Annotated in this window: 23 protein-coding genes; 6 read left to right on the forward strand and 17 right to left on the reverse strand. The window is 61.7% G+C overall.

Annotated features, from left to right (window positions below; all coding sequences use genetic code 11):
* Nucleotides 1-68 precede the first annotated feature (68 nt).
* Nucleotides 69-2,066: a transketolase gene (gene tkt / locus ACZ5BO_RS32515; protein ID WP_464697490.1), complete on the reverse strand. Its 1,998-nt coding sequence runs from the start codon at nt 2,064-2,066 to the stop codon at nt 69-71.
* 257 nt (nt 2,067-2,323) lie between these two features.
* Between tkt and ACZ5BO_RS32520 the strand changes: the two genes are divergently transcribed.
* From ACZ5BO_RS32520 to ACZ5BO_RS32535, 4 genes are all read left to right on the forward strand, one after another.
* A complete protein-coding gene (locus ACZ5BO_RS32520) occupies nt 2,324-3,319 on the forward strand; it encodes an ArsR/SmtB family transcription factor (protein ID WP_464697491.1) in 996 nt (331 codons plus the stop codon).
* Between the two features lie 19 nt (nt 3,320-3,338).
* Nucleotides 3,339-4,529: a methionine adenosyltransferase gene (gene metK, locus ACZ5BO_RS32525; protein WP_025131124.1), complete on the forward strand. Its 1,191-nt coding sequence runs from the start codon at nt 3,339-3,341 to the stop codon at nt 4,527-4,529.
* A gap of 224 nt (nt 4,530-4,753) precedes the next feature.
* The gene (ligB, locus tag ACZ5BO_RS32530) at nt 4,754-6,430 is read left to right on the forward strand and encodes an NAD-dependent DNA ligase LigB (protein ID WP_464697492.1); all 1,677 of its coding nucleotides are present in this window, start codon (nt 4,754-4,756) and stop codon (nt 6,428-6,430) included.
* Nucleotides 6,431-6,554: 124 nt separating this feature from the next.
* Nucleotides 6,555-6,950: a DUF1090 domain-containing protein gene (locus tag ACZ5BO_RS32535; protein ID WP_025131122.1), complete on the forward strand. Its 396-nt coding sequence runs from the start codon at nt 6,555-6,557 to the stop codon at nt 6,948-6,950.
* A 129-nt stretch (nt 6,951-7,079) separates the two neighbouring features.
* On the opposite strand, the gene ACZ5BO_RS32540 is transcribed toward ACZ5BO_RS32535, so the two are convergent.
* The gene (locus ACZ5BO_RS32540) at nt 7,080-7,529 is read right to left on the reverse strand and encodes a c-type cytochrome (RefSeq protein WP_464697493.1); all 450 of its coding nucleotides are present in this window, start codon (nt 7,527-7,529) and stop codon (nt 7,080-7,082) included.
* Between the two features lie 132 nt (nt 7,530-7,661).
* Here ACZ5BO_RS32540 and mltA point away from each other — a divergent pair, with 132 nt between their 5' ends.
* Nucleotides 7,662-8,834 carry a murein transglycosylase A gene (gene mltA, locus ACZ5BO_RS32545; RefSeq protein ID WP_025131120.1) on the forward strand — a complete coding sequence of 391 codons (1,173 nt, stop codon included), beginning with the start codon at nt 7,662-7,664 and terminating at the stop codon, nt 8,832-8,834.
* A 67-nt stretch (nt 8,835-8,901) separates the two neighbouring features.
* On the opposite strand, the gene ACZ5BO_RS32550 is transcribed toward mltA, so the two are convergent.
* Together ACZ5BO_RS32550 and ACZ5BO_RS32555 are read right to left on the reverse strand one after the other, a co-directional pair.
* A complete protein-coding gene (locus ACZ5BO_RS32550; protein WP_025131119.1) occupies nt 8,902-9,288 on the reverse strand; it encodes an MAPEG family protein in 387 nt (128 codons plus the stop codon).
* Nucleotides 9,289-9,320: 32 nt separating this feature from the next.
* A complete protein-coding gene (locus ACZ5BO_RS32555) occupies nt 9,321-10,154 on the reverse strand; it encodes an EamA family transporter (protein WP_025131118.1) in 834 nt (277 codons plus the stop codon).
* Nucleotides 10,155-10,363: 209 nt separating this feature from the next.
* Between ACZ5BO_RS32555 and ACZ5BO_RS32560 the strand changes: the two genes are divergently transcribed.
* The gene (locus ACZ5BO_RS32560; RefSeq protein WP_157838127.1) at nt 10,364-10,546 is read left to right on the forward strand and encodes a hypothetical protein; all 183 of its coding nucleotides are present in this window, start codon (nt 10,364-10,366) and stop codon (nt 10,544-10,546) included.
* A 41-nt stretch (nt 10,547-10,587) separates the two neighbouring features.
* On the opposite strand, the gene ACZ5BO_RS32565 is transcribed toward ACZ5BO_RS32560, so the two are convergent.
* The 13 genes from ACZ5BO_RS32565 to ACZ5BO_RS32625 all read right to left on the reverse strand — a co-directional run bounded on the left by ACZ5BO_RS32565 (nt 10,588) and on the right by ACZ5BO_RS32625 (nt 20,399).
* The gene (locus ACZ5BO_RS32565; RefSeq protein WP_464697494.1) at nt 10,588-10,998 is read right to left on the reverse strand and encodes a CesT family type III secretion system chaperone; all 411 of its coding nucleotides are present in this window, start codon (nt 10,996-10,998) and stop codon (nt 10,588-10,590) included.
* 5 nt (nt 10,999-11,003) lie between these two features.
* Nucleotides 11,004-13,043: a patatin-like phospholipase family protein gene (locus ACZ5BO_RS32570; RefSeq protein WP_464697495.1), complete on the reverse strand. Its 2,040-nt coding sequence runs from the start codon at nt 13,041-13,043 to the stop codon at nt 11,004-11,006.
* An 87-nt stretch (nt 13,044-13,130) separates the two neighbouring features.
* Nucleotides 13,131-13,814 (reverse strand): HrpE/YscL family type III secretion apparatus protein, encoded by a 684-nt coding sequence (locus ACZ5BO_RS32575; RefSeq protein ID WP_025131114.1) that lies wholly within the window; start codon nt 13,812-13,814, stop codon nt 13,131-13,133.
* Nucleotides 13,793-14,434, reverse strand: a complete 642-nt coding sequence (locus ACZ5BO_RS32580; protein ID WP_025131113.1) for a Yop proteins translocation protein K — start codon at nt 14,432-14,434, stop codon at nt 13,793-13,795. Before ACZ5BO_RS32580 ends, ACZ5BO_RS32575 begins: the two co-directional genes overlap by 22 nt.
* Nucleotides 14,434-15,183 (reverse strand): type III secretion system inner membrane ring lipoprotein SctJ, encoded by a 750-nt coding sequence (gene sctJ, locus ACZ5BO_RS32585; RefSeq protein WP_025131112.1) that lies wholly within the window; start codon nt 15,181-15,183, stop codon nt 14,434-14,436. Before sctJ ends, ACZ5BO_RS32580 begins: the two co-directional genes overlap by 1 nt.
* On the reverse strand, nt 15,180-15,518 hold the full coding sequence (gene sctI / locus ACZ5BO_RS32590; protein WP_464697496.1) for a type III secretion system inner rod subunit SctI: 339 nt from the start codon (nt 15,516-15,518) through the stop codon (nt 15,180-15,182). Before sctI ends, sctJ begins: the two co-directional genes overlap by 4 nt.
* Nucleotides 15,518-16,099, reverse strand: coding sequence for a YopR/YscH family type III secretion effector (locus ACZ5BO_RS32595; protein ID WP_464697497.1), 582 nt, complete (start codon nt 16,097-16,099; stop codon nt 15,518-15,520). Before ACZ5BO_RS32595 ends, sctI begins: the two co-directional genes overlap by 1 nt.
* Nucleotides 16,096-16,449, reverse strand: a complete 354-nt coding sequence (locus ACZ5BO_RS32600) for a YscG family type III secretion system chaperone (protein ID WP_043274650.1) — start codon at nt 16,447-16,449, stop codon at nt 16,096-16,098. Before ACZ5BO_RS32600 ends, ACZ5BO_RS32595 begins: the two co-directional genes overlap by 4 nt.
* On the reverse strand, nt 16,449-16,703 hold the full coding sequence (sctF, locus tag ACZ5BO_RS32605; protein ID WP_025131108.1) for a type III secretion system needle filament subunit SctF: 255 nt from the start codon (nt 16,701-16,703) through the stop codon (nt 16,449-16,451). The genes ACZ5BO_RS32600 and sctF overlap by 1 nt, the downstream gene beginning before the upstream one ends.
* Nucleotides 16,703-16,909 (reverse strand): EscE/YscE/SsaE family type III secretion system needle protein co-chaperone, encoded by a 207-nt coding sequence (locus ACZ5BO_RS32610; RefSeq protein WP_043274648.1) that lies wholly within the window; start codon nt 16,907-16,909, stop codon nt 16,703-16,705. Before ACZ5BO_RS32610 ends, sctF begins: the two co-directional genes overlap by 1 nt.
* Nucleotides 16,872-18,176: a type III secretion system inner membrane ring subunit SctD gene (gene sctD, locus ACZ5BO_RS32615; protein ID WP_025131106.1), complete on the reverse strand. Its 1,305-nt coding sequence runs from the start codon at nt 18,174-18,176 to the stop codon at nt 16,872-16,874. Before sctD ends, ACZ5BO_RS32610 begins: the two co-directional genes overlap by 38 nt.
* A gap of 1 nt (nt 18,177) precedes the next feature.
* Entirely contained in the window at nt 18,178-19,989 is a 1,812-nt protein-coding gene (gene sctC / locus ACZ5BO_RS32620; protein WP_025131105.1) for a type III secretion system outer membrane ring subunit SctC, read from the reverse strand.
* Nucleotides 19,977-20,399: a YscB family type III secretion system chaperone gene (locus ACZ5BO_RS32625; protein WP_464697498.1), complete on the reverse strand. Its 423-nt coding sequence runs from the start codon at nt 20,397-20,399 to the stop codon at nt 19,977-19,979. Before ACZ5BO_RS32625 ends, sctC begins: the two co-directional genes overlap by 13 nt.
* Between the last annotated feature and the right edge of the window lie 6 nt (nt 20,400-20,405).

Here is a 20,405-nt window from a genome sequence, read left to right on the forward strand (position 1 = left end):
CCCGGCTGCAGGAATCGGCGAACCCATTCCTGCAGGGGATCGCGGTGGCCAGGCCACCGCGTGCTTTTTTAGTCTTCCAGCAGCTCTTCGGCCTGGCCCAGGATGTTTTCCAGGGTGAAGCCGAACTCTTCGAACAAGGCTGGCGCAGGCGCCGACTCGCCGTAGGTCGTCATGCCGATCACGCGGCCTTCCAGGCCCACGTACTTGAACCAGAAATCGGCGTGAGCGGCTTCGATGGCGATCCGCGCGCTGACCTGCAACGGCAGCACCGATTGCTTGTAACCCGCATCCTGGGCGTCGAACACGCTGGTGCACGGCATGGAAACCACGCGCACCTTGTGGCCCTGCTCGCTCAGCTTGTCGAAGGCCTGAACCGCCAGGCCCACTTCCGAACCGGTAGCGATCAGGATCAGCTCAGGCTCGCCCGCGCAGTCCTTGAGCACGTAGCCACCGCGGCTGATGTCGGCAATCTGGCCGGCATCGCGGGTTTGGTGCTGCAGGTTCTGCCGGGAGAAGATCAGCGCCGAAGGGCCGTCCTTGCGCTCCAGGGCGTGCTTCCAGGACACCGCCGATTCCACGGCATCGGCTGGACGCCAGGTGTCGAGGTTTGGCGTGGTGCGCAGGCTGGTCAACTGCTCGATCGGCTGGTGAGTCGGGCCGTCTTCGCCCAGGCCGATGGAGTCGTGGGTGTAAACGTGGATCACCCGCTGCTTCATCAGGGCCGACATGCGCACCGCGTTGCGCGCGTATTCCATGAACATCAGGAAGGTCGCGCCGTAAGGCACCAGGCCGCCGTGCAGGGCCACGCCGTTCATGATCGCGGTCATGCCGAACTCACGCACGCCGTAGTACATGTAGTTGCCGCTGGCATCTTCGGCGCTGACGCCTTTGCAACCTTTCCACAGGGTCAGGTTGGAGCCGGCCAGGTCCGCCGAGCCACCGAGGAACTCGGGCAGCAGCGGGCCGAAGGCATTCAGGGTGTTCTGGCTGGCCTTGCGGCTGGCAATGGTTTCACCCTTGGCCGCCACTTCGGCGATGTAGGCATTGGCCTTCTCGGCGAAGTCTGCCGGCAGATCGCCGCTCAGGCGACGCACCAGTTCGTTGGCTTCAGCGGGGAAAGCTGCGGAGTAGGCGGCGAAACGCTGGTCCCACTCGGCTTCCGCCGCGCGACCGGCTTCCTTGGCGTCCCACTCGGCATAGATGTCGGCAGGGATTTCGAACGGGCCGTGGTTCCACTTCAGGGCGGCACGGGTCAGGGCGATTTCCTCGGCCCCCAGTGGCGCGCCGTGGCAGTCTTCCTTGCCCTGCTTGTTCGGCGAACCGAAGCCGATGGTGGTCTTGCAGCAGATCAGGGTCGGCAGCGGGCTCTTGCGCGCGGTGTCGATGGCGGTCTTGATCTCTTCCGGATCGTGGCCGTCGACGTTGCGGATCACCTGCCAGTTGTAGGCTTCGAAGCGCTTGGGCGTATCGTCGGTGAACCAGCCTTCGACTTCGCCGTCGATGGAAATGCCGTTGTCATCGTAGAAGGCGATCAGCTTGCCCAGGCCCAGGGTGCCGGCCAGGGAAGCGACTTCGTGGGAAATGCCTTCCATCATGCAGCCATCACCCAGGAACACGTAGGTGTGGTGATCGACGATGTTGTGACCCGGGCGGTTGAACTGCGCACCCAGGACCTTTTCCGCCAGGGCGAAGCCCACGGCATTGGCCAGGCCCTGGCCCAGCGGACCGGTGGTGGTCTCCACGCCCGGGGTGTAGCCGAATTCCGGGTGGCCCGGGGTACGGCTGTGCAGCTGGCGGAAGTTCTTCAGGTCATCGATCGACAGGTCGTAGCCGGTCAGGTGCAGCAGCGAGTAGATCAGCATCGAGCCATGACCGTTGGACAGCACGAAGCGGTCACGGTCGGCGAAGGATGGATTGCTCGGGTTGTGCTTCAGGTAGTCACGCCAAAGTACTTCGGCGATATCCGCCATACCCATGGGGGCACCGGGATGGCCGCTGTTGGCTTTTTGCACGGCATCCATGCTGAGGGCACGAATGGCGTTGGCACGCTCACGACGGCTTGGCATCGCTGATCTCCTGGGGATTGAATAAAACGAAACGGAAAAAAGGCCTGCATTTTCCCTCAGGCGCCAGGCCGGGGCAATGACAGATAGTCACTCAGGCATGTTTTTCCCACAGATAGAGGTTGAATCGACTGGTGAACGCCCGCTGTCGCTCGTTGATTGGAGGTACACAGGCCTCCACGAACGCCTGGCAACCAATATCAAAACTTTTTGATATTGGCCTTGCAGGGGCCTTCCTGCATCACTAGACTGCTGCCCTTATGAACTTGCGCGCACCAACCCTTGCCCATGACGATTGCGACGAACTGGCTGCCCTGTGCAAGGCCGGTGGCGATCCACTGCGGCTGAATGTATTGCGCGCCCTGAGCAACGATTCATTCGGCGTGCTGGAGCTGGCACAGATCTTCGCCATCGGCCAATCCGGCATGAGCCATCACCTGAAAGTCCTGGCCCAGGCCAGCCTGGTGGCGACCCGCCGTGAAGGCAATGCGATTTTCTATCGCCGCGCCCTGCCCCACACCGAGCTGCTGGGTGGCAAGCTGCATGCAGCCTTGCTCGATGAAGTCGATCAATTGGCTCTGCCGATCGAAGTCCAGGGGCGGATCGGCCTGGTGCACCGGCAACGGGCTGCCGCCAGCCAGGACTTTTTTTCCCGGGTGGCGGAGAAGTTCCGCGCCCAGCAGGACCTGATCGCAGGACTGCCCCAGTACCGCGACAGTGTGCTCGCGCTGCTGGACAAACTGAGCTTCGACCCTGCGGCCACGGCGATTGAAGTCGGGCCCGGCGACGGTGGATTTCTCCCCGAGCTGGCCCGGCGCTTTGCCCAGGTAACCGCGGTGGACAACAGCCCGGCGATGCTTGAACTGGCACGCCAGCTGTGTGAGCGCGAAACGCTGGCTAACGTCAGTCTGAAACTGGCCGATGCATTGGACGGTGTGCAACTCAACGCCGACTGCGTGGTACTGAATATGGTCCTGCACCATTTCGCCGCACCGGCCGAGGCCCTCAAGCAGATGGCCCAATTGCTGCAACCAGGCGGCAGCCTGTTAGTGACAGACTTGTGCAGCCACAACCAGAGCTGGGCCAAAGAGGCTTGCGGCGATCTCTGGCTAGGGTTCGAACAAGATGATTTGGCCCGTTGGGCCACCGCTGCGGGACTGACTCCCGGGGAAAGCCTCTATGTGGGCTTACGTAATGGTTTCCAGATCCAGGTTCGCCATTTTCAGCGACCGGCTGGCGACACTCACCATCGGTAAATTTTAGGAAACCGTCGAGATGAGCGAATACTCCCTTTTCACCTCCGAGTCCGTGTCTGAAGGGCATCCGGATAAAATCGCCGACCAGATTTCCGATGCGGTACTGGACGCCATCATTGCCCAGGACAAGCACGCCCGCGTTGCGGTCGAGACCCTGGTCAAGACCGGCGTTGCCATCGTTGCCGGCGAAGTCACCACCAGCGCCTGGGTCGACCTGGAACAGATCGTTCGCGATGTGATCTGCGAAATCGGCTACACCAGCTCCGACGTCGGCTTCGACGGCGCCACTTGCGGCGTGATGAACATCATCGGCAAGCAGTCCCCCGACATCAACCAGGGTGTGGACCGTGCCAAGCCGGAAGACCAGGGCGCCGGCGACCAGGGCTTGATGTTCGGCTACGCCAGCAACGAAACCACCGAGCTGATGCCAGCACCTATCGCCTTCTCCCACCAGTTGGTGCACCGCCAGGCCGAAGCCCGCAAATCGGGCCTGCTGCCATGGCTGCGCCCCGACGCCAAGTCGCAAGTGACCTGCCGCTATGAAAACGGCATCGTGGTCGGCATCGACGCAGTCGTGCTGTCGACCCAGCACAACCCGGAAGTGTCCTACGCCGACCTGCGCGAAGGCGTGATGGAACTGATCGTCAAGCACGTGCTGCCAGCCGAGCTGCTGCACAAGGACACCCAGTTCCACATCAACCCGACCGGCCAGTTCATCATCGGCGGCCCGGTGGGCGACTGCGGCCTGACCGGCCGCAAGATCATCGTTGACAGCTACGGCGGCATGGCCCGCCACGGCGGTGGCGCGTTCTCCGGCAAGGATCCATCCAAGGTTGACCGTTCCGCCGCCTACGCCGGCCGCTACGTGGCCAAGAACATCGTGGCCGCGGGCCTAGCCGAGCGCTGCGAGATCCAGGTCTCCTACGCCATCGGCGTAGCCCAACCGACCTCGATCTCGCTGAACACCTTCGGCACCGGCAAAATCAGCGACGACAAGATCGTCAAGCTGGTCCGCGAGCACTTCGACCTGCGTCCTTACGCGATCACCACCATGCTCGACCTGCTGCACCCGATGTACCAGGAAACAGCTGCCTACGGCCACTTTGGTCGTGCTCCGCAAACCAAGACCGTGGGCGAAGATACTTTCACCACCTTCACTTGGGAAAAAACCGACCGCGCCGACGCCTTGCGCGCCGCTGCCGGCCTGTAAGCAGAACCTGGCAACATCCAGAGCCCCGCCGGCAACCCCGGCGGGGCTTTTTTGTAGCCGAAGGTTTCCCCCGATTCCCACGGAACGCCCGCGTTGCGCCACTGCCAGCCCGTCGCGAAAGGCGCCTTCGCGCCGGGGACATACCTGGCAAACACCTCCTTCGCGCCCCTACTCCTCCAGCCCCTACCCTTTACAGCATGCCCCCCAGAGCAAGGACGCTCCCCATGCTGCCAAGACTCCACCTGCTACTGATGCTGCTGCTCATCTCGCTGGACGCCCAAGCCCGCTGCCCCGATTGGCCCACCCCGCAAGCCATCGAGGAAATCACTGCCCTGCAGCAACGACTGCAGCACTGGGATGCGCGCTATCACCTGCATGGCGAGTCATGGGTGGCCGACGAAATCTACGATCAGTCGCGCCTGCGCCTGAACCGCCTCGAGCAATGCTTCCCACAGATACCTAGGGCGCCAGCCCAGCCCCTGCTCGGCGCCCGCGGCAGCATCGCCCATCCGGTTGCCCACACGGGCGTCGAGAAACTCCCCGATGCCAATTCCGTACAGCTCTGGCTCAAGGATCGCGAGGAAGTCTGGGTACAACCCAAGGTCGACGGTGTCGCCGTGACCCTGATCTATCGGCAGGGCCGCTTCCATCAGGCACTGAGCCGGGGTGACGGTTTGCAGGGGCAAGACTGGAGCGCCGCGGCACGGCAGATCGCGGCTATTCCCAAACAGCTGCCACAGCCTATCGACCTGCTTGTGCAAGGAGAGCTCTATCAGCGCCTGGAGCAACACGTGCAGGCCAGCTCCGGCAGCCTCAATGCCCGCAGCCGGGTGGCCGGATGGCTGGCTCGCAAGCCAATGGCGAGCGCGGACGCCGAGCAGATCGGCCTGTTTGTCTGGGACTGGCCTCAAGGCCCCGCCAACCTGGAGGAACGCCTGGAGCAACTCGCAGGACTGGGGTTTGCCGAAGGCCGTGAATTCAGCCACGCCATCGCCCGCTTCGCCGACGTCCATCGCTGGCGGCAACACTGGTACCGTTCGCCCCTGCCCTTTGCCAGCGACGGCATCATCCTGCGGCAAAGCCGGCGCCCCGCCGCCGAACGCTGGCAGGCCAAGGCTCCCTACTGGATAGCCGCCTGGAAATACCCCTACGCCCAGGCCCTCGCCAGCGTGCGCCAGGTGCGATTTCGCATCGGACGCACCGGGCGCATCACGCCCCTGCTGGAGATCGAGCCGGTCACCCTGGACGACCGGCAGGTCCGCCGCGTCAGCGTCGGCTCGCTGCAGCGCTGGCGGGCCCTGGACATCATTCCCGGTGACCAGGTGGCTATCAGCCTCGCCGGCCTGACCATCCCCCGCCTGGACAGCGTGGTGTTCAGGCACGCGCAACGCCGGGCCATCCAGGCCCCGACGCAGGCCGACTTTCACCCTCTGAGCTGCTGGCAGCCATCACCCGGCTGTGAAGGGCAGTTCCTCGCGCGACTGACCTGGCTCAGCAGCAAGCAAGGATTGAACATGCAGAATGTCGGGGAGCACACCTGGGCTCGATTGATTGAAACAGGCCGTATCAAAGGCCTGCTGGATTGGCTGACCCTCGATCAGGCAGAGCTTGCTAACATTGCCGGCTTCGGCGAACGCAGCAGCGCTCGCCTGCTCAGGAGCTTGCACGAAGCCAGGCAGCAGCCCTTCACACGCTGGCTGAAAGCGTTGGGGCTACCGCCCAGCGGAGCTGCCGACCTGAGCGGGCCGTGGCAAGCGCTCGCGCCAAGAAGCAGCCAGGACTGGCAGAATGAGGCCGGTATCGGCGCAGAACGCGCTGCCCAATTGGCGGCATTTTTCCGCGCCCCAGAGGTGCTGGCTTTGCGCGACACCCTGAACACCGCTGGAATCGAAGGTTTTTAATCCGTCACCCTGGGGACGACTGTTGAACCACCCAGGCGGGAATAGGCTCCAAGAGACCATTCCCGCTGCACCCCAGCGTATTTTTATTTGGTTATTTTTTGATCTTTTTCACCTGGAGCCGTCAATGAAGCTTTTTCCCACGCTCACCGCCCTGACCCTGTGCAGCCTCATGAGCGCACCGCTGCTGGCCGCCGAACCCGCCCCGCAGTTGACCGGCTGCGCCGCCAAGCGCCAGGCCATCATGACCCAGATCGAACAGGCCAAGGCCTATGGCAACAGCGCTCAGCAGCAAGGCCTGGAACGGGCCCTGAGTGAAGTCACCGCCCACTGCACCGACGCTTCACTGAAAAAAGAGCGGGAAAACAAGGTGCTGGAGGCCAAGCACGAAGTCAGCCGGCGCCAGGCCGACCTGGAAAAGGCCATGAAAAAGGGCGACTCGGAGAAGATCAACAAGCGCAAGGACAAGCTCGCCGAATCGCGCAAGGAGCTCCAGCAAGCCCTGGACGAACTGGACAAGTAAAGCCACAGGGCCCGGCCACGCCACCTGGAGCGCTCAAGTCAAACGCTGCGAGGAGGTTCGGGCCTGCGGGACAGGCAAGCACACCCAGGCTTGCCCCACCCGGCAGGATTGTTCACCCGAGCCTGGCAATCAGTGGTTGCGGAACTCTTTATGGCAGGCACTGCAGACGTCCTCGACCTTCTGCACCGCAGGCCCCAGGTTGCTGGCCTTGTAGGGCTGGACCTGGCTGATGGTCACCAGCTCACCGGTGGCTGCCTCGAGGTTGCGCGCCAGCTCCTGGAAACGCGCCTGTTTGCGCCAGACGTCATCGGTGGCGCTGGTGTGATCCTCTTCCTTGACCTCAGGGAAGTGTTTCCAGGGCTCATGGGACAGGTTGTCGAGCTTCACTGCGCCTTCGGCAAAACGCGCGCCGTCGAAGGGAATCCGCCCACGGAGCATGCCCCCCAGGTCCTCGCCAGTCTTGAGCATCTGTTTGAAGATCGCCTTGCGCTGGCCCAACGGAGAGTTCGGATCGACACCGCCACAGGCGGAGAGCGTCAGGCAGGCCAGCAATACAACGGAAAGTCTTTTTAGCGTCATGGTGGCTTCAGTTCAGGTCACGGAAACGGCGGCCAGTATCCTCGCCTCCCCGGCAAACACCAATAGCCCTATTAATAATATGGGTTGTCCCGACCCAAGAGCGTTGCGGAAAACCCTTCAAGGACACACAGCATGAACCCGAGCTTCCTCAGCTGGCGCCGCCATTTGTTCTGGACCTTCCCAGCCCTGGCACTGCTCGCTGGCTGCAACGGCGGTGACAGTGGCAAACCACAGACTCACGCCCTGGCTACCTACAACAGCGCGACCTGGGAATCCCTGCCCAGCGTTGCCGACAACGACCTGCTGGCCGGCTTCGGCTCCTGGCGCAGTGCCTGCACCCGCCTGAAAGCCGATCCGGTGTGGGGCGCCACCTGCGCCGCGGCCGCCACGGTGCCGCAAACTCCGCAAGCCATACGCCGTTTTCTCAAGGAGCATCTGGAGGTCCATGGCCTGCGCTCGGGCAATGGCAGCAGCAGCGGCCTGATCACCGGCTACTACGAACCGGTGTATCCCGGCAGCCTGACCCAGACCCCGGTTGCCAATGTGCCGGTGTATGGCGTGCCGGACGACATGATCATCGTCGCCCTGGACAGCCTCTACCCGGAGCTCAAGGGCAAGCGCCTGCGAGGCCGGCTCGAGGGGCGGGTACTCAAGCCCTATGACGATGCAGCGACCATCGAGACCAAGGGGGTCAAGGCGCCGGTAATCGCCTGGCTGACCGATCCGATGGACCTGCAGTTCCTGCAGATCCAGGGCTCCGGGCGGATCCAGCTGGACGACGGACGACAGCTGCGGATCGGCTATGCCGACCAGAACGGCCACCCCTATCGTCCCATTGGCCGCTGGCTGGTGGAGCAGGGCGAGCTGAAGAAGGAAGACGTGACCATGGGTACCATTGCCGCCTGGGCCAAGGCCCACCCGACGCGGATTCCCGAGCTGTTGGGAAGCAACCCGAGCTATGTGTTCTTCAACCGCAACCCGGACAGCAACGAGGGCCCGCGAGGCTCGCTGAACGTACCGCTGACCTCTGGCTACAGTGTTGCCGTGGATCGCAAGGTGATCCCCCTGGGCAGCCTACTGTGGCTATCCACCACCCGCCCCGACGGCAGCAACCTGGTACGCCCGGTGGCCGCCCAGGACACCGGAGGCGCAATTACCGGCGAAGTCCGCGCCGACCTGTTCTGGGGTACCGGAGACGCCGCCGGCCAGTTGGCCGGCGACATGAAACAGCAGGGTCAGATCTGGATGCTCTGGCCCAAGGGCATGGCACTGCCCAAGGTGCCGGACGTTCCAGACAGCAAATGACCGGAGCGATCCGGCTTGCCAACCGCTCGCCTGCAGTCGCTGCTGCAGGCGACCAAGCGCCGAAGCGTCAGACCGAAACGAAGAAGAAGCTGGCAATCAGCGCCATGCCGACGAACCACACCAGGGAACGCAGGATGGCCCAGTCCGCCAGGTAGCAGATGATGTACAGCAGGCGACTGGTGATGAACAACACTGCCAGCACGTTGAGGGTCACCAGTTCGGCGTTGCCCGCTACATGGGCGATGATCACCGCAGCGGCAAACGCCGGGGTCACCTCGAAACTGTTGAGCTGGGCATTGTGCGCCCGCCGGGCAAAACCTTGCAGGGTGTCGAGGAAGGCTCGCGGATCGTGGTTCTGTCCAGCTCCATACTTGCCTGAACCGAACTTGGCCACGCCGGTACACAGGTACGGCAACAAGATAGCGATCAATACACACCAGAAAGCGACAGTCATAGCGCAAATTCCTTTTTTAGAGTTGTTTGAGGTCAGAACTTCATCACCAACATGCCAATCAGCACCAACCCACAGGCTAAGAGCCGTGGCCGGCCGAAAGGTTCTTTCAGGTAGCGCATACCGAACAGCACCACCAGAATCACACTGATCTCACGCAGCGCCGCCGCTTCGGCGATCGATCCCAGCTGCATGGCCCAAAGCACCAGAGCGTAGCTGAACAACACGCAAAATCCGACACTCAGGCCAAGGCGCCATTGCTCACGCCAGAACCGCGCAAAAGCCGGGCGTTTCCACACCATCGCCACCAGCGGAAAGGGCCAGGCGCTGAGCAGCGTGACCCAGGTCAGGTAGTCCAGCGGGTGCGGCCAGCGGCGCAAGGCCTGCCCGTCGATAAAGGTGTAGCAACCGATGCACAGGCCAATCAACGCCACCACCGGCAGCATCGACCAGGGCAGGCGCGCACCGCCTCCTCCCTGCCAGAGCAGGCAGAGCATGCCAAAGGGGATCAACAGGATGCCAAGGATTTGCTGGGTACTGAGTACCTCGCCGGCAAAAAACAGGGTCAGTGCCAGCACCACCAGGGGCGACAGCCCGCGCATCAGTGGATAGACCAGCCCCAGATCCCCCACGCGATAGGCCTGGATCAGCAGATAGCGATACAGCAATTCAAAGGCCGCCGAGGCCAGGATCCAGGGCCAGATCTCCGGCGGCGGCGCTTGCAGGAAAAACAGCATGCCGGCGACGAACAGCAGCGCCACGCTGTCCATGCAAGCCACCACCAGGAGGCGTTCGCCACTGAACTTGATCAGGGTATTCCAGGCCGCATGCAGCAGCGCGGCCACCAGAACCAGACTTGTCGCCAGCACCTCACACTCCCTGATTGCCTGAAGAGAATCGATTCATCTAGGCTCGGCGGCGGTCTATAGTGACGCCGATCACGCCGCACGCAGTTGCGCCTATCTATTCCGATCGTTCCGGTTACGGCTCGATTTGCTGGACCTGAGCCGCTGCAGAAGCAAAGCCGGCATGCGTATGCCCGATCAGAGCGTCAAGACTACAGACAGAGGCCTTGCCCGTGCCAGCCGCTTTATCTGCACTTGCCGTTGCCGCGCTCGGTATCGACACCCCTGAATTCGGCATCAAGGATCGGTTGCCCGATGCCGCCCGCGACCTCGTGATGAACACTCCTCACGCCGGCCTGCTCATGACCACGCGCCTGGTCACCGCACCTTGCCATGTGGATGCCCGCTTGAAATGACACCGGGCCCATAAGGGCCCGGTGTTATTCAAACAGTCAGCTCAGACAAATACCCCACTTCGCATAGGCGCATCAGTCAGGGTCGCGCCGGGCGCAGTCAACGAACTGAACGAGGTATGGCCTTGCAGCAATTTGCCATACCAGGCGTTCAACTGCTCGACGTCTGCCTGCCCCTCAAGCGCCTCGATCCACAGCACCAGATCACCGGCAACGTCAGCCGTCAGTCTGACCGGGGCAAGCACCGAGAACGGGCTGTTGACCTGCAATAATTGCAGCACCACACCCTGCAGCAGGGGGCTGGGCAACGCGCCCAGGCGCAAGGCAATCAACCAGCCGCCTGGTGTGCGCTCGAGCAACAATTCAGGCCCCTCACCAATGCGCAGGCGGCAGGTATGCTGCGCCTCTGGCGGCAACTGCAGGTCCCATTGGTCCAGCCAGGCTTTTACGCTCATGGGGTTTACTCCTTGATCCGCCAGGCCCGGGCCATGTCGATGGTGGTAGAGCTGAACGCCTTGCTCCAGGGCTTGTTCCGCGCACCGTAGTTGTCGGCCAGATCATCCAGAGCCTGATTGATCTGCGCTGGGTTGATGGCACGCATCAGGCTGTGCTCGACGCGGCGCAGCAATGCTACGTTGGAGTCCGGCTGACCAGTCCGGAACAGGGACGGCAAGATCACTTCCTTGCGAATGTTGTCGGCAATCACCGCTACATCACGCTTGCGCATTTCGTCCACCGCCGCCTTCAGCACTGGCGACTCCACCGGCGTGTTGCGCAGAGCGCCGAGCAAACGTTGATGGTCCTTGTTATCCGCGTTATTCAAGGTTTTGCTCAACCACTCCTTGCGCTCTGGCGTCGTCGCCAAAGCGTCCAACTGCGAGAAGGCCGAACGCATGTCGTCGGTCAATTTCATGTCTTCGGCCGAGACGATCGCCACCGTCAGACCGGATAACGCCTCGCCCACCGCCTGCCGGAACTGCACAACGTCCGCTGTGCGCACCGGGTCTTGCTGGGCGACACTGGCCAGCATTTCATCGTCCAGCGCCAGCAAAGCGCCTTCCATCGTCGCAAACGTGTGGGCCTCGCGGGCTTGCAAACGGTTGTCGAGGTGGCCACCCACCTCGTCCTGCAACAACGCCTGCAGCGAATTCTTGACGGCGTCGGGCATGGTGAAATTCAGGGTGCCGCTGAGCATCCCGCTGTAGTCGCCCGATTCAGTCTTGAGCGGCACCACAACGGTCTGGTCTTCGAACGCGGCGAGCCCACGATCCTGCAATGCCGCTCGTGCGCCCAGTGGAGCGCCCACAATCCCCTCCGCCAGATTGATCGCGCCTCGGCCAGGGCCCTTCTGTGCAACCTCATCCTCAGGGAACTTGAGGATGAGGTTATCGGCCTGACGCAACGGACTGTTCGAGAACTGCCGATCGATCATCTCTGGCACTGGCACGTTGAGCATGACGCCACCGTCCTGAAACAGCGTGCGCTCACCCTGTTCCTGGAACGGCTGCGCGGTTTCAGCGGATTTCTTGAACACCAGCGGGAACGAGCCTGAGATGTGCGCAGCATGGGCGATGTCCATGTCGGGGGTCAGCTCGGCGCTGAACACCACCAACTGCGGACGCCCTTCAAACATGGCCGTGCCGGTCATGTTCAGTTCCTTAATCTGCGGAATCTGCTTGCTGAGCACGGCCAGGTCGCGGAATGTCACCGCCCCGCCTTTCTCCAGTTTTTGCGCGATAGCGCTGACGGCGGGTTGCCGAGCAACGTCCGGATGAGCCGCGATCTGGCTCAGTACGGACTTGCTGGACTCCGTGCGCAGAACCTTCTCCAACGGCGCCGCTTCAGAGCCCATGCGCGGCAGAATGTTGGATAGCAGCCGAATGATGCTGCCGACGATGCCCAACTTGCCCCCGGTCATCAGGGTGCCGGCACCGGAGATCAGATGCTGGGCTTTCTTCTGCCAGCCTGTACCGCTGTCGAGCAGGGAGATCAGGTCCATGCTGTCCGACAGATTCTTGAACGAAGTGGCGTTCATCCCGGACGCCAGCAGCGAAGCCGTGATAGCGCCGGCCGACGAGCCGGAAATGCTCTTGATACCTTCGAGCGCGCCCTTGTTTTCAAGCGCCGTAATCGCCCCCGGATACGCCGCGCCTTTAGCCCCCCCTCCGCTGAGGACCAGACTGGTCAAGGGTGGACGCGTCAACTGCAGTTCGGTAACGCCGTTCTCGAAACTGCGCAGCGTGATCTTGCGCTGTCCGGCCGCGTCGGCGATCAACTGCGACGCACCTTCAGGCTGCGGCGTGACCAGGCTGGCACGGCTGAAGTCCGGCAATTGCGCGCTGACCGCGATGCCGACGGTATTCTTGAGCGCTGCCGTCAGACTCTGACCCACGGCGTCGGTAGACAAGGTGCCCTTGGCCGGTTGCGAGTCTTTCGGCGGGGTGATTTCCTGCGGCTTGCCGGTACTGGCAAGCGCGTTGATTGAGGAAGGAATTAACATAGTGGCTCCCAGGGAACGTTGGTTCTTTCAGGAGCAAAGACTAAGGGAATGACTTTTTTTGTTTTTCCAGTATCGGACGTATTTTTGTCAATTTAGAACTTCAAGCGTGGGTGCTTCGACGGCACTCTCACTCACAGTCGCGATGACTCTGTCCTTGTGCATCCAGGCTTGCTTCAAGGTCGCTTCCAGAGCGCTCAACTGACCGTCCACGCTCGCATCGATAATGCCAATTTCGGTCTCCAGGATACAGCCGCCCTGGTCCAGGCGGGCATCGGCAATGACTTCGACATAGCCCACTTCCGGGAAGTCCTTGAGCACTCGGGAGATCTGCTCGCGCACCTCAACCACCTGATCCGGCTGCACATGCAGAATCACCTGCTTCTGATTGCTGACCAGCGACAGCGCCTGCTGCGCGACCTGTAATGTCAGCTCGATGTTGTCGTAGTGCTGGAGAATCTTGCGCACTGCCTGCAACACCACGTCGCTCATCTGTTGTTCGACCTCACGGTAATACTGATGACATTGCAGCAGCGTCTCCTGAATCAGCGTGGCCTGGCGGATACGTGCCTCTTCGACACCGGCCTGCCAGCCCAACGCCTTCTGTTGCACGTAGACATCATGGGCGGCCTGTTCGATTTCAGCGGCGCGTTTACGGGCGATGTCGACCAGTTCGCCCGCCGTCAGGTAATCCTGATAGTCGCTGCTACGCAGCAAGACCTGATCCGGCGCGAGTCGTACTTCGGAGGCTTTTATTTCAATAAATGGAAGCATTGCGGGCTCACTTGTCGGGCGATTTTCAGGCACAACGCCTGGGCCAATGAACGCTGGTTGCTGCTCATCACCCAATGCACCGCAGGCGCGGGCAAACCGGGCTCGGCAAGCCCCAGGCGCAAGGCCACACGTCGGGCAAAACCCGGGGCGGCGTCAGCGCAGGCCAGCAACCAGAACGCCAGCGCGCGTTGGCGCAGGCAATCACCGAGCTCACCTTCAGGCAATGGCAGCTGCCAGCCTGGCGGCCAAGTACCTATGATCAGCTCCAGCTGTTCCAGGCAGTAACGATGCCCGGCCTCACCGATTGCGGCATGAACCCGGCGCAGGTTGCTCGCGTCCAGCACTTGGCGAATAGCCTGGCCATGCAACAGCGCGCCCAGGTAACCGAGGGTCTTCTCCAGCGCCGCTTGCTCAAAGAACGCCAACCCTCCAAGGGTCGCTGGCAACTCGTAGTCGATGTCCAGCGCGCATTCACTGAGCAGCCAGGCATTGATCCCGCTGTGCCGACGCCAATGGCTCAGGGTGTCGGCCAGTTGCATCAGCGCAGGCGGGACGCGCGTAGGGTGGATGTAGCGGGCAGGACAAAACCGCAGTTGATAGGGCGTCAGCAACAACGTCATTACGAAGCCCTGCTGCGCAGCCACAAGTACTGGCCGAGATTACTCACCAGCAACAGCGCGACCAGCAGACCGAACAGCCCGAGCAAACGCCCACGAGAGGCTTCCGTCACCTGAATCGAGAACACCGTGTCATATCGCGGCGCGAGTGGAACCTGGCGGACGTCCACCGAAGGCACCAGGACCACGCTGATACGGTCGTAACTCAGGCCCTCGATGCCGTTGTTCACCAATTGTTTAATCTGCGGAATGTAAGCGTCGAGCTGAATGTCCGCCGCATGCTTGATAAACACCGACGCCGAGGCCGGTGAAGATTTCTTGCCCAAACCGTCACGGTCTTCGGGCAACACCACATGGACGCGCGCCACGAGCACACCGTCGATTTCCGACAGTGTCCGGGAAATTTCCTGAGCCTTGGCGTAATTGAGCCGGGCGCGCTCCTCGACCGGCGAGGAGATCAACCCCTCCTTGGGGAACACATCCTTGAGTGTGGAAAAACTCTCACGCGGATAGCCCTTGCGCTTGAGCGCATCGATGGCCTCGGCGATATCGGACTCCTCGACCAGCAGTTTGATCTTGCCATCCTTGTCCGGCTGCTTGGACGCTTCGATTCCCTCGGTGCGCAGCAACGCGAGCATTTCATTGCCTTCTTTCTGACTGATACCGGCATAGAGTTCGACCTTGCAACCGGCAAGCAGCAAAACGGTCAGCAACATCAGCGTTCGATTGAGTCTCTTCACGCAACACCTTATTGGGTTTTCATCAGCGTTTCGACGTTCTGACTCATGCGTCCGACCGTCTTGGCTATCAGTTCCTCCTGCATGCTGATGCGCATCAACGACCACTGCATCTGCATCAGGCTGCTCGGGTCATCGCCGGGGGTCGACAACTCGACCTCAAGCTCGCGCTTGGCCTGGGAGAAACGCTCTTTCATCTGTCCGATCTCATTGAGCAGGTCGCCCCCAAGGCTCTCGGCGCCCTTGGCCATCGCCTGCTCGAAATCGGCAATTTGCCCGACACTGGCCTGGGGGGGCTTGAGCTCATCGAGCGAGGTGACCGCGGCCTGACTTATCTGATTAACGTCCATCACGACTCCAGATCGGGTGAGTGGGTAAAGCTCATCAAGTTTTTAATCATTGCGTTGAGCGGAATCAGCGTCTGCAACTCGCTGCGCACCAGGGAGCTCAGGTACTCGCTACCCTCAACGCCCTTGATCTCGCCCAGTACATTGAGCAACAGCGTCTCCTGCTGCTTGCCAAAAGGGGCCTGCTCCTTGAGCAGATCCTTGAGCGCCAGACGATCGGGCTCAAGCCCGCCTCGCTGTTGCGGGAAATGCGCCAGCAAGCGATCCGACAAACCGTGCATGAGCCACTCGCGCAGCTCGTCACGACGGCCCTCAGCCGACTCCGGCAGGTCCTGGCGATACCATTTCCAGACCGTCTCGCGCTGCTGCGTGCGGTCCATCCCCGTCAGGGCTGTGGCCAGGCTCGCACCTTGCAACCACAGCTGCAGCGGGGCATCGGTCGGAGCCGGCCGGGACGCCCCTGGAGGGCTTTTCATCGCCGCCTCGAAGGCCTGCACCTGACCGGGCTCGGCCGGCGCTGCGGGCCTTGCATCCAGTGCATGGCGCAGCGGCAACTGAGCGGGCGCCCCATCAATTTTGTTCATGCCCCCTCCGGGTTGCGCATGCCATGGGCAAACTGCAACAGGCGCGGGTCCTCGCTCGCAGCCAGCCCGGCCAGACGCCGATCCAGCGCCGACCCCAGACCCAGTCGCCATTCACACAACGCCAGCCAGGGCTCCAGCTCCGGCCACGACTGACGCTCGCCCAACACCAACGCCTGTTGGTAATGCCCTTGATTCATCAGGCTGGAAAGACGGATCAGGCACACGACTTGCGCCGGCCCTTCAACCTGCTCGAGCCAGTTGGCAATCTGTTGGGCTTCTTCGTGGCAATGGTGGCCGGTACCGGCCAGGGCTAGTTCTGCCATCAGCCCTTTCAATGAACTGTCCATCATCAGATTTTCTGCAAGATGCCTTGCATCAGGTCTCTCATCGAACGTGTAACGGTCGAGTTGATGTTGTAAATCACCGACCATTTGTTGAGTTTGTGCTGAAGCTCGGCCAACAGCGCCGGGTTGTCGGCGGAGTCCTTGAGCGCCGCGATAGCGTCGCCAACTTCCTTATTGGCGTTGTTCGCCTGTTCCTTGAGGTTATCCGCGACTTTGTCGAGGGTGTTGACGCTGCTGTCATTGGTAAAGATCGATGCCATCACGAAGCTCCCTTGAGCGTGTTGAGAATATTGATGGCGGCCTCGACTGCCTGGGCTTCCATCTGCCATTGCTGGTATTGCCGAGGCTCACCGCCGCTCATCAAGCGACATTTGACCTGGGCCTGGGCCTGCTCCAACTGCGTGCGTATCTGCCGTTCAAAATCTACGTCAGCGGCGCGCAGACGCTCCTCCAAAACCGTCATCATTAAGCGGCTCTCCTTTGAGATTGATGATGAACTGTTGCTTGCCGCGACTGACGACCACAGCGTCAGCATTGATCGCCAACACCCTCACGCCTTGGGGAGTCGACGCATCAACCGGGTATTTCTGGCCGTCGCCAAGCACCACATAAGGCAATTTGCCCAAGGACACCGAACGCACCACAAACTCCAGCTCATCGCTGCTGGCGCGCTTGTTGCGGCTGAGCAGCTCAAGGGCTGGGCGTGCACCGAACTCCTGACGAAATTCACGCTGCAACTTATAGAACTGGTTGAGCTGAGCCTCATCAAGCGCCCCGCGCAACTCGATGCGTTCACCTTTGTCTTGATAGGCCAGCGCCGCTTCAAGCCCGAAGTCGGCAAGCATCTGGTCGAGTCGCTTAAGGTGCGAGCCGGCCAGGCGTACGCGGTTTTCCACACCCAGCAAGCCGGGGACATCGGCCTTTAGCAGGTTATCGATCTGCAGCCAGTGATCATCCTCCAGCGCCAGCTCGCCAGTGAGGCGAATCCAGCCGGGCTGATCGGCATTGACAGTGCGTACCTGGCGATAACCGAACTTTTGCAAGATGAATTCCACCCCTTGGCGAATCTCTTCCATGCTGCGTACGTCGAGCCGATACGTCAGTGCGCTGCGCTCCAGGTATTGCTGCAGTGACAGCCGTGTGCGGTTATCTTCCAGGTAGCCGGTGAGCGTGATACTGCCATTGGCCTGAGGCTCACCGACTTGCACAGACTGGAACTGGCGATCACGCAAAAACATGCGCAACGCAACGAGCGGATCTTCGCTGCTCATACCACTGCTGCCACTCGACCATGGCGCTCCCAGCAGCCCCACGAGCCCCACCAGCAGCAACAGGCTGGCGGTGAGCATCAGGCGCCCTGCCCAATAAGCCCGGGGCGCCGGCGCACGTCGCTCTTGCGGGTTGGCAGCCATCGGCAACTGCTCGAAAAACTGCCGTTCCTGAGCACAGAAGGCCCACAGCAACGGCCCACAAGCCTGTCGCACCAGCGCCTGCAACGTGCTGCCGCCGGCCAGCGGCTGGCCCTCCTGAAGCGGCTGATGCCCTTCAGCCCACTCCAGCAGGCGAACACCTTGCGGGTCGACCTCCAACACCAGATGGACCGGCGCAATACCTTCATCGACCAGCACCAGATCGGCTTGCAAAGGATCGCTACCGATGACCACGCGCCCTTCGGCCAGCGGTACTTCGACCCCTTGATTGAGGCCGCTGTAGAAACGAATTTTCCAGCTCATTTCAGGGCTTCTCAGGCGCACGGACGCACTGTTCGACACCTTCGACGCAGGCCCCTTCGGCAATGCGCCAGCCCGGGGTGTCGTTGCCCTGATTGCAGGCGGTCAGCGAAGAGTCCTTACCGGCCTGCGCCAGTATCTGCTGCAACTCGCGAGCCGGCCCCAGAGCCTGGCACTGCGCAGTGCCGAGCAATTTCTGCAACGAAAGGCTCTGGTTCGACAACTCATCGATCTGCAGCAGTTCATCCATATAGCCACGCTTGCTGCCCAACGCCACGAAGTGACCGAGACCATTGTCGATCAGCCGCGGCTCGATCAGGAACAGTCGCACCGAACGGCGAGTCAGACTGGACTTGAAACGGAACAGTGCGCCCAGGTACGGGATATCGCCCAGCAGCGGCACCTTGCGTACCGACTCGTTGAGTTCGTCGCGGTAGATACCGCCGATCAATAGACTCTGGCCGTGCCCGACGCGCGCCACAGTGTCGACCACGGTACGGGCAATAGTGGGAATGCCTCCAGGCCCGGAACTGTTGGGTTTCTGGTTGCCGTCCTCGATGTGCAGGCTAAGGCTGATTTCCGGTTTGTCCCCCAACTGGATCACCCGCGGCGTCAGTTTGAGCATGGTCCCGTAAGTGATGGGCGTGAGTTGAGCCACACGCTCACCGATGAGACGGACGTAATAGGTTTCGCTGTGGTCGATCACCGCCAGGGTATTTTCCTGAGTCAGCACAGTCGGCCGCGAACCGATCTGCGCGCGCCCCTGGCTCTGCAGCAAGGTGATTCGCGCCAGCAGGAAATCCAGGCCACGACTGTCTACCAGACTGGCACCGGCCTCCGCAGCGGAAGCGGGACCGCCGAGATTCTGGCTAGTCGTGCGGATGTCGACCAAATGGCGAGGACCGGCACTGATCCCGACGCGCCAGTCCACCCCCAGTTCAGCGAGGTTTTCTGCGTTGATGTCGACAATCGACAAGCCGACTTCGATACGCGCCGACGGACGATCCAGCGCCGTTATCAGGCGCCGATACATCGGCATGCGCTCCTTGGTATCGCGCACCAGGATGGCATTGAGCGAGGGCTCGGCCTGAACCACCGCCCGCCCGGACTGTACCGGCTGCCGTGGGCTGTCCTGCCCTTCGACCGACACCACGTTAGCGTCACTCAACACTCGGGCCAGGATAGTCGCCACACCAGGGGCTTCAATATCATCCTCGCGGTACTTGATTCGCCGGTCCTCAGCGACCGCGTACTTGAGCGGGAAGATCTCCACCGCCAGGTCGCCGGTTTTTTCACTGCGCAATGCGTGTTGCTGCTCCAGGGCCATGGCAGTTTGCTCCACCAGGTCAAGGTAGCGCGAAGGGCCAGCGGCATACACCAGCCGCCCGCTCATGTCCGGGCGCCAGCCAAAACGCGGTTCCCAAACCCCGGCCGCTTCCAGCGCCTGCCTCAGTTCGGTTTCGCTGACCTGTTCCAGCTTGACCAGCCGCGACTGCATTTCGGTGGATTTGAATACATACAGAACAGCCCCGTCGTAATACCAGATGAGGTTGTAAAGCGAGGCCATCAGCTGCAGGAAGGACTGCGGATCCTTGAGGTCGAAGCGCCCGCTGACCTGGTCATTGACCTTGTCACTGACAATCACCGAACCGTCGTAGTTGGCGCCAAAATTGGCCAGCACATCGCGCAGGCTTTCACCTTGCGCAACATAGTTGTAGGGGACGGCTGGCCAGTCCAGATCCTGGCCGTGGGCGGTGGTGGTCAACAGCCACGCAAGCACCAGACCCAAGTACCGCGAAACACTCAAGGACGCCATAACGTTTGCTTCCACTGCGGCTCCAGGCCGGCCAGCAGCAGCTCTGGCTTGATCGTTTCCAGAATGACGACCTGCGCCGCCATTGCCTGCTCCAGTTCGTCGAGCCCGAGGGCACCCAGATCAAGGCGTGCTTCAAGAATGAGATTGGATTGTTCGTCGGTCGCCAGCGCCTGGGGATAATGCCGGCTCCAACGGGTCACCTGACCCAGCAAGTTGACGAGCAAGTCTCGATCCGCTGGGGATTGGATCTGAACCTGCCAGTTCAGCGGACTGAACAGCACCAGGTCATCACCCTGACGCCGAAAATACAGGCTATGCCCGTCGATCCGCAGGTGATAGCGACCTGATCGATCGACCACAAAGGGCCCTTGGCCCGTTCGCGCGGCCAATCCAGTCAGTAAATGTTCCATAGTTCC

This window comes from Pseudomonas sp. FFPRI_1 (assembly GCF_055384485.1).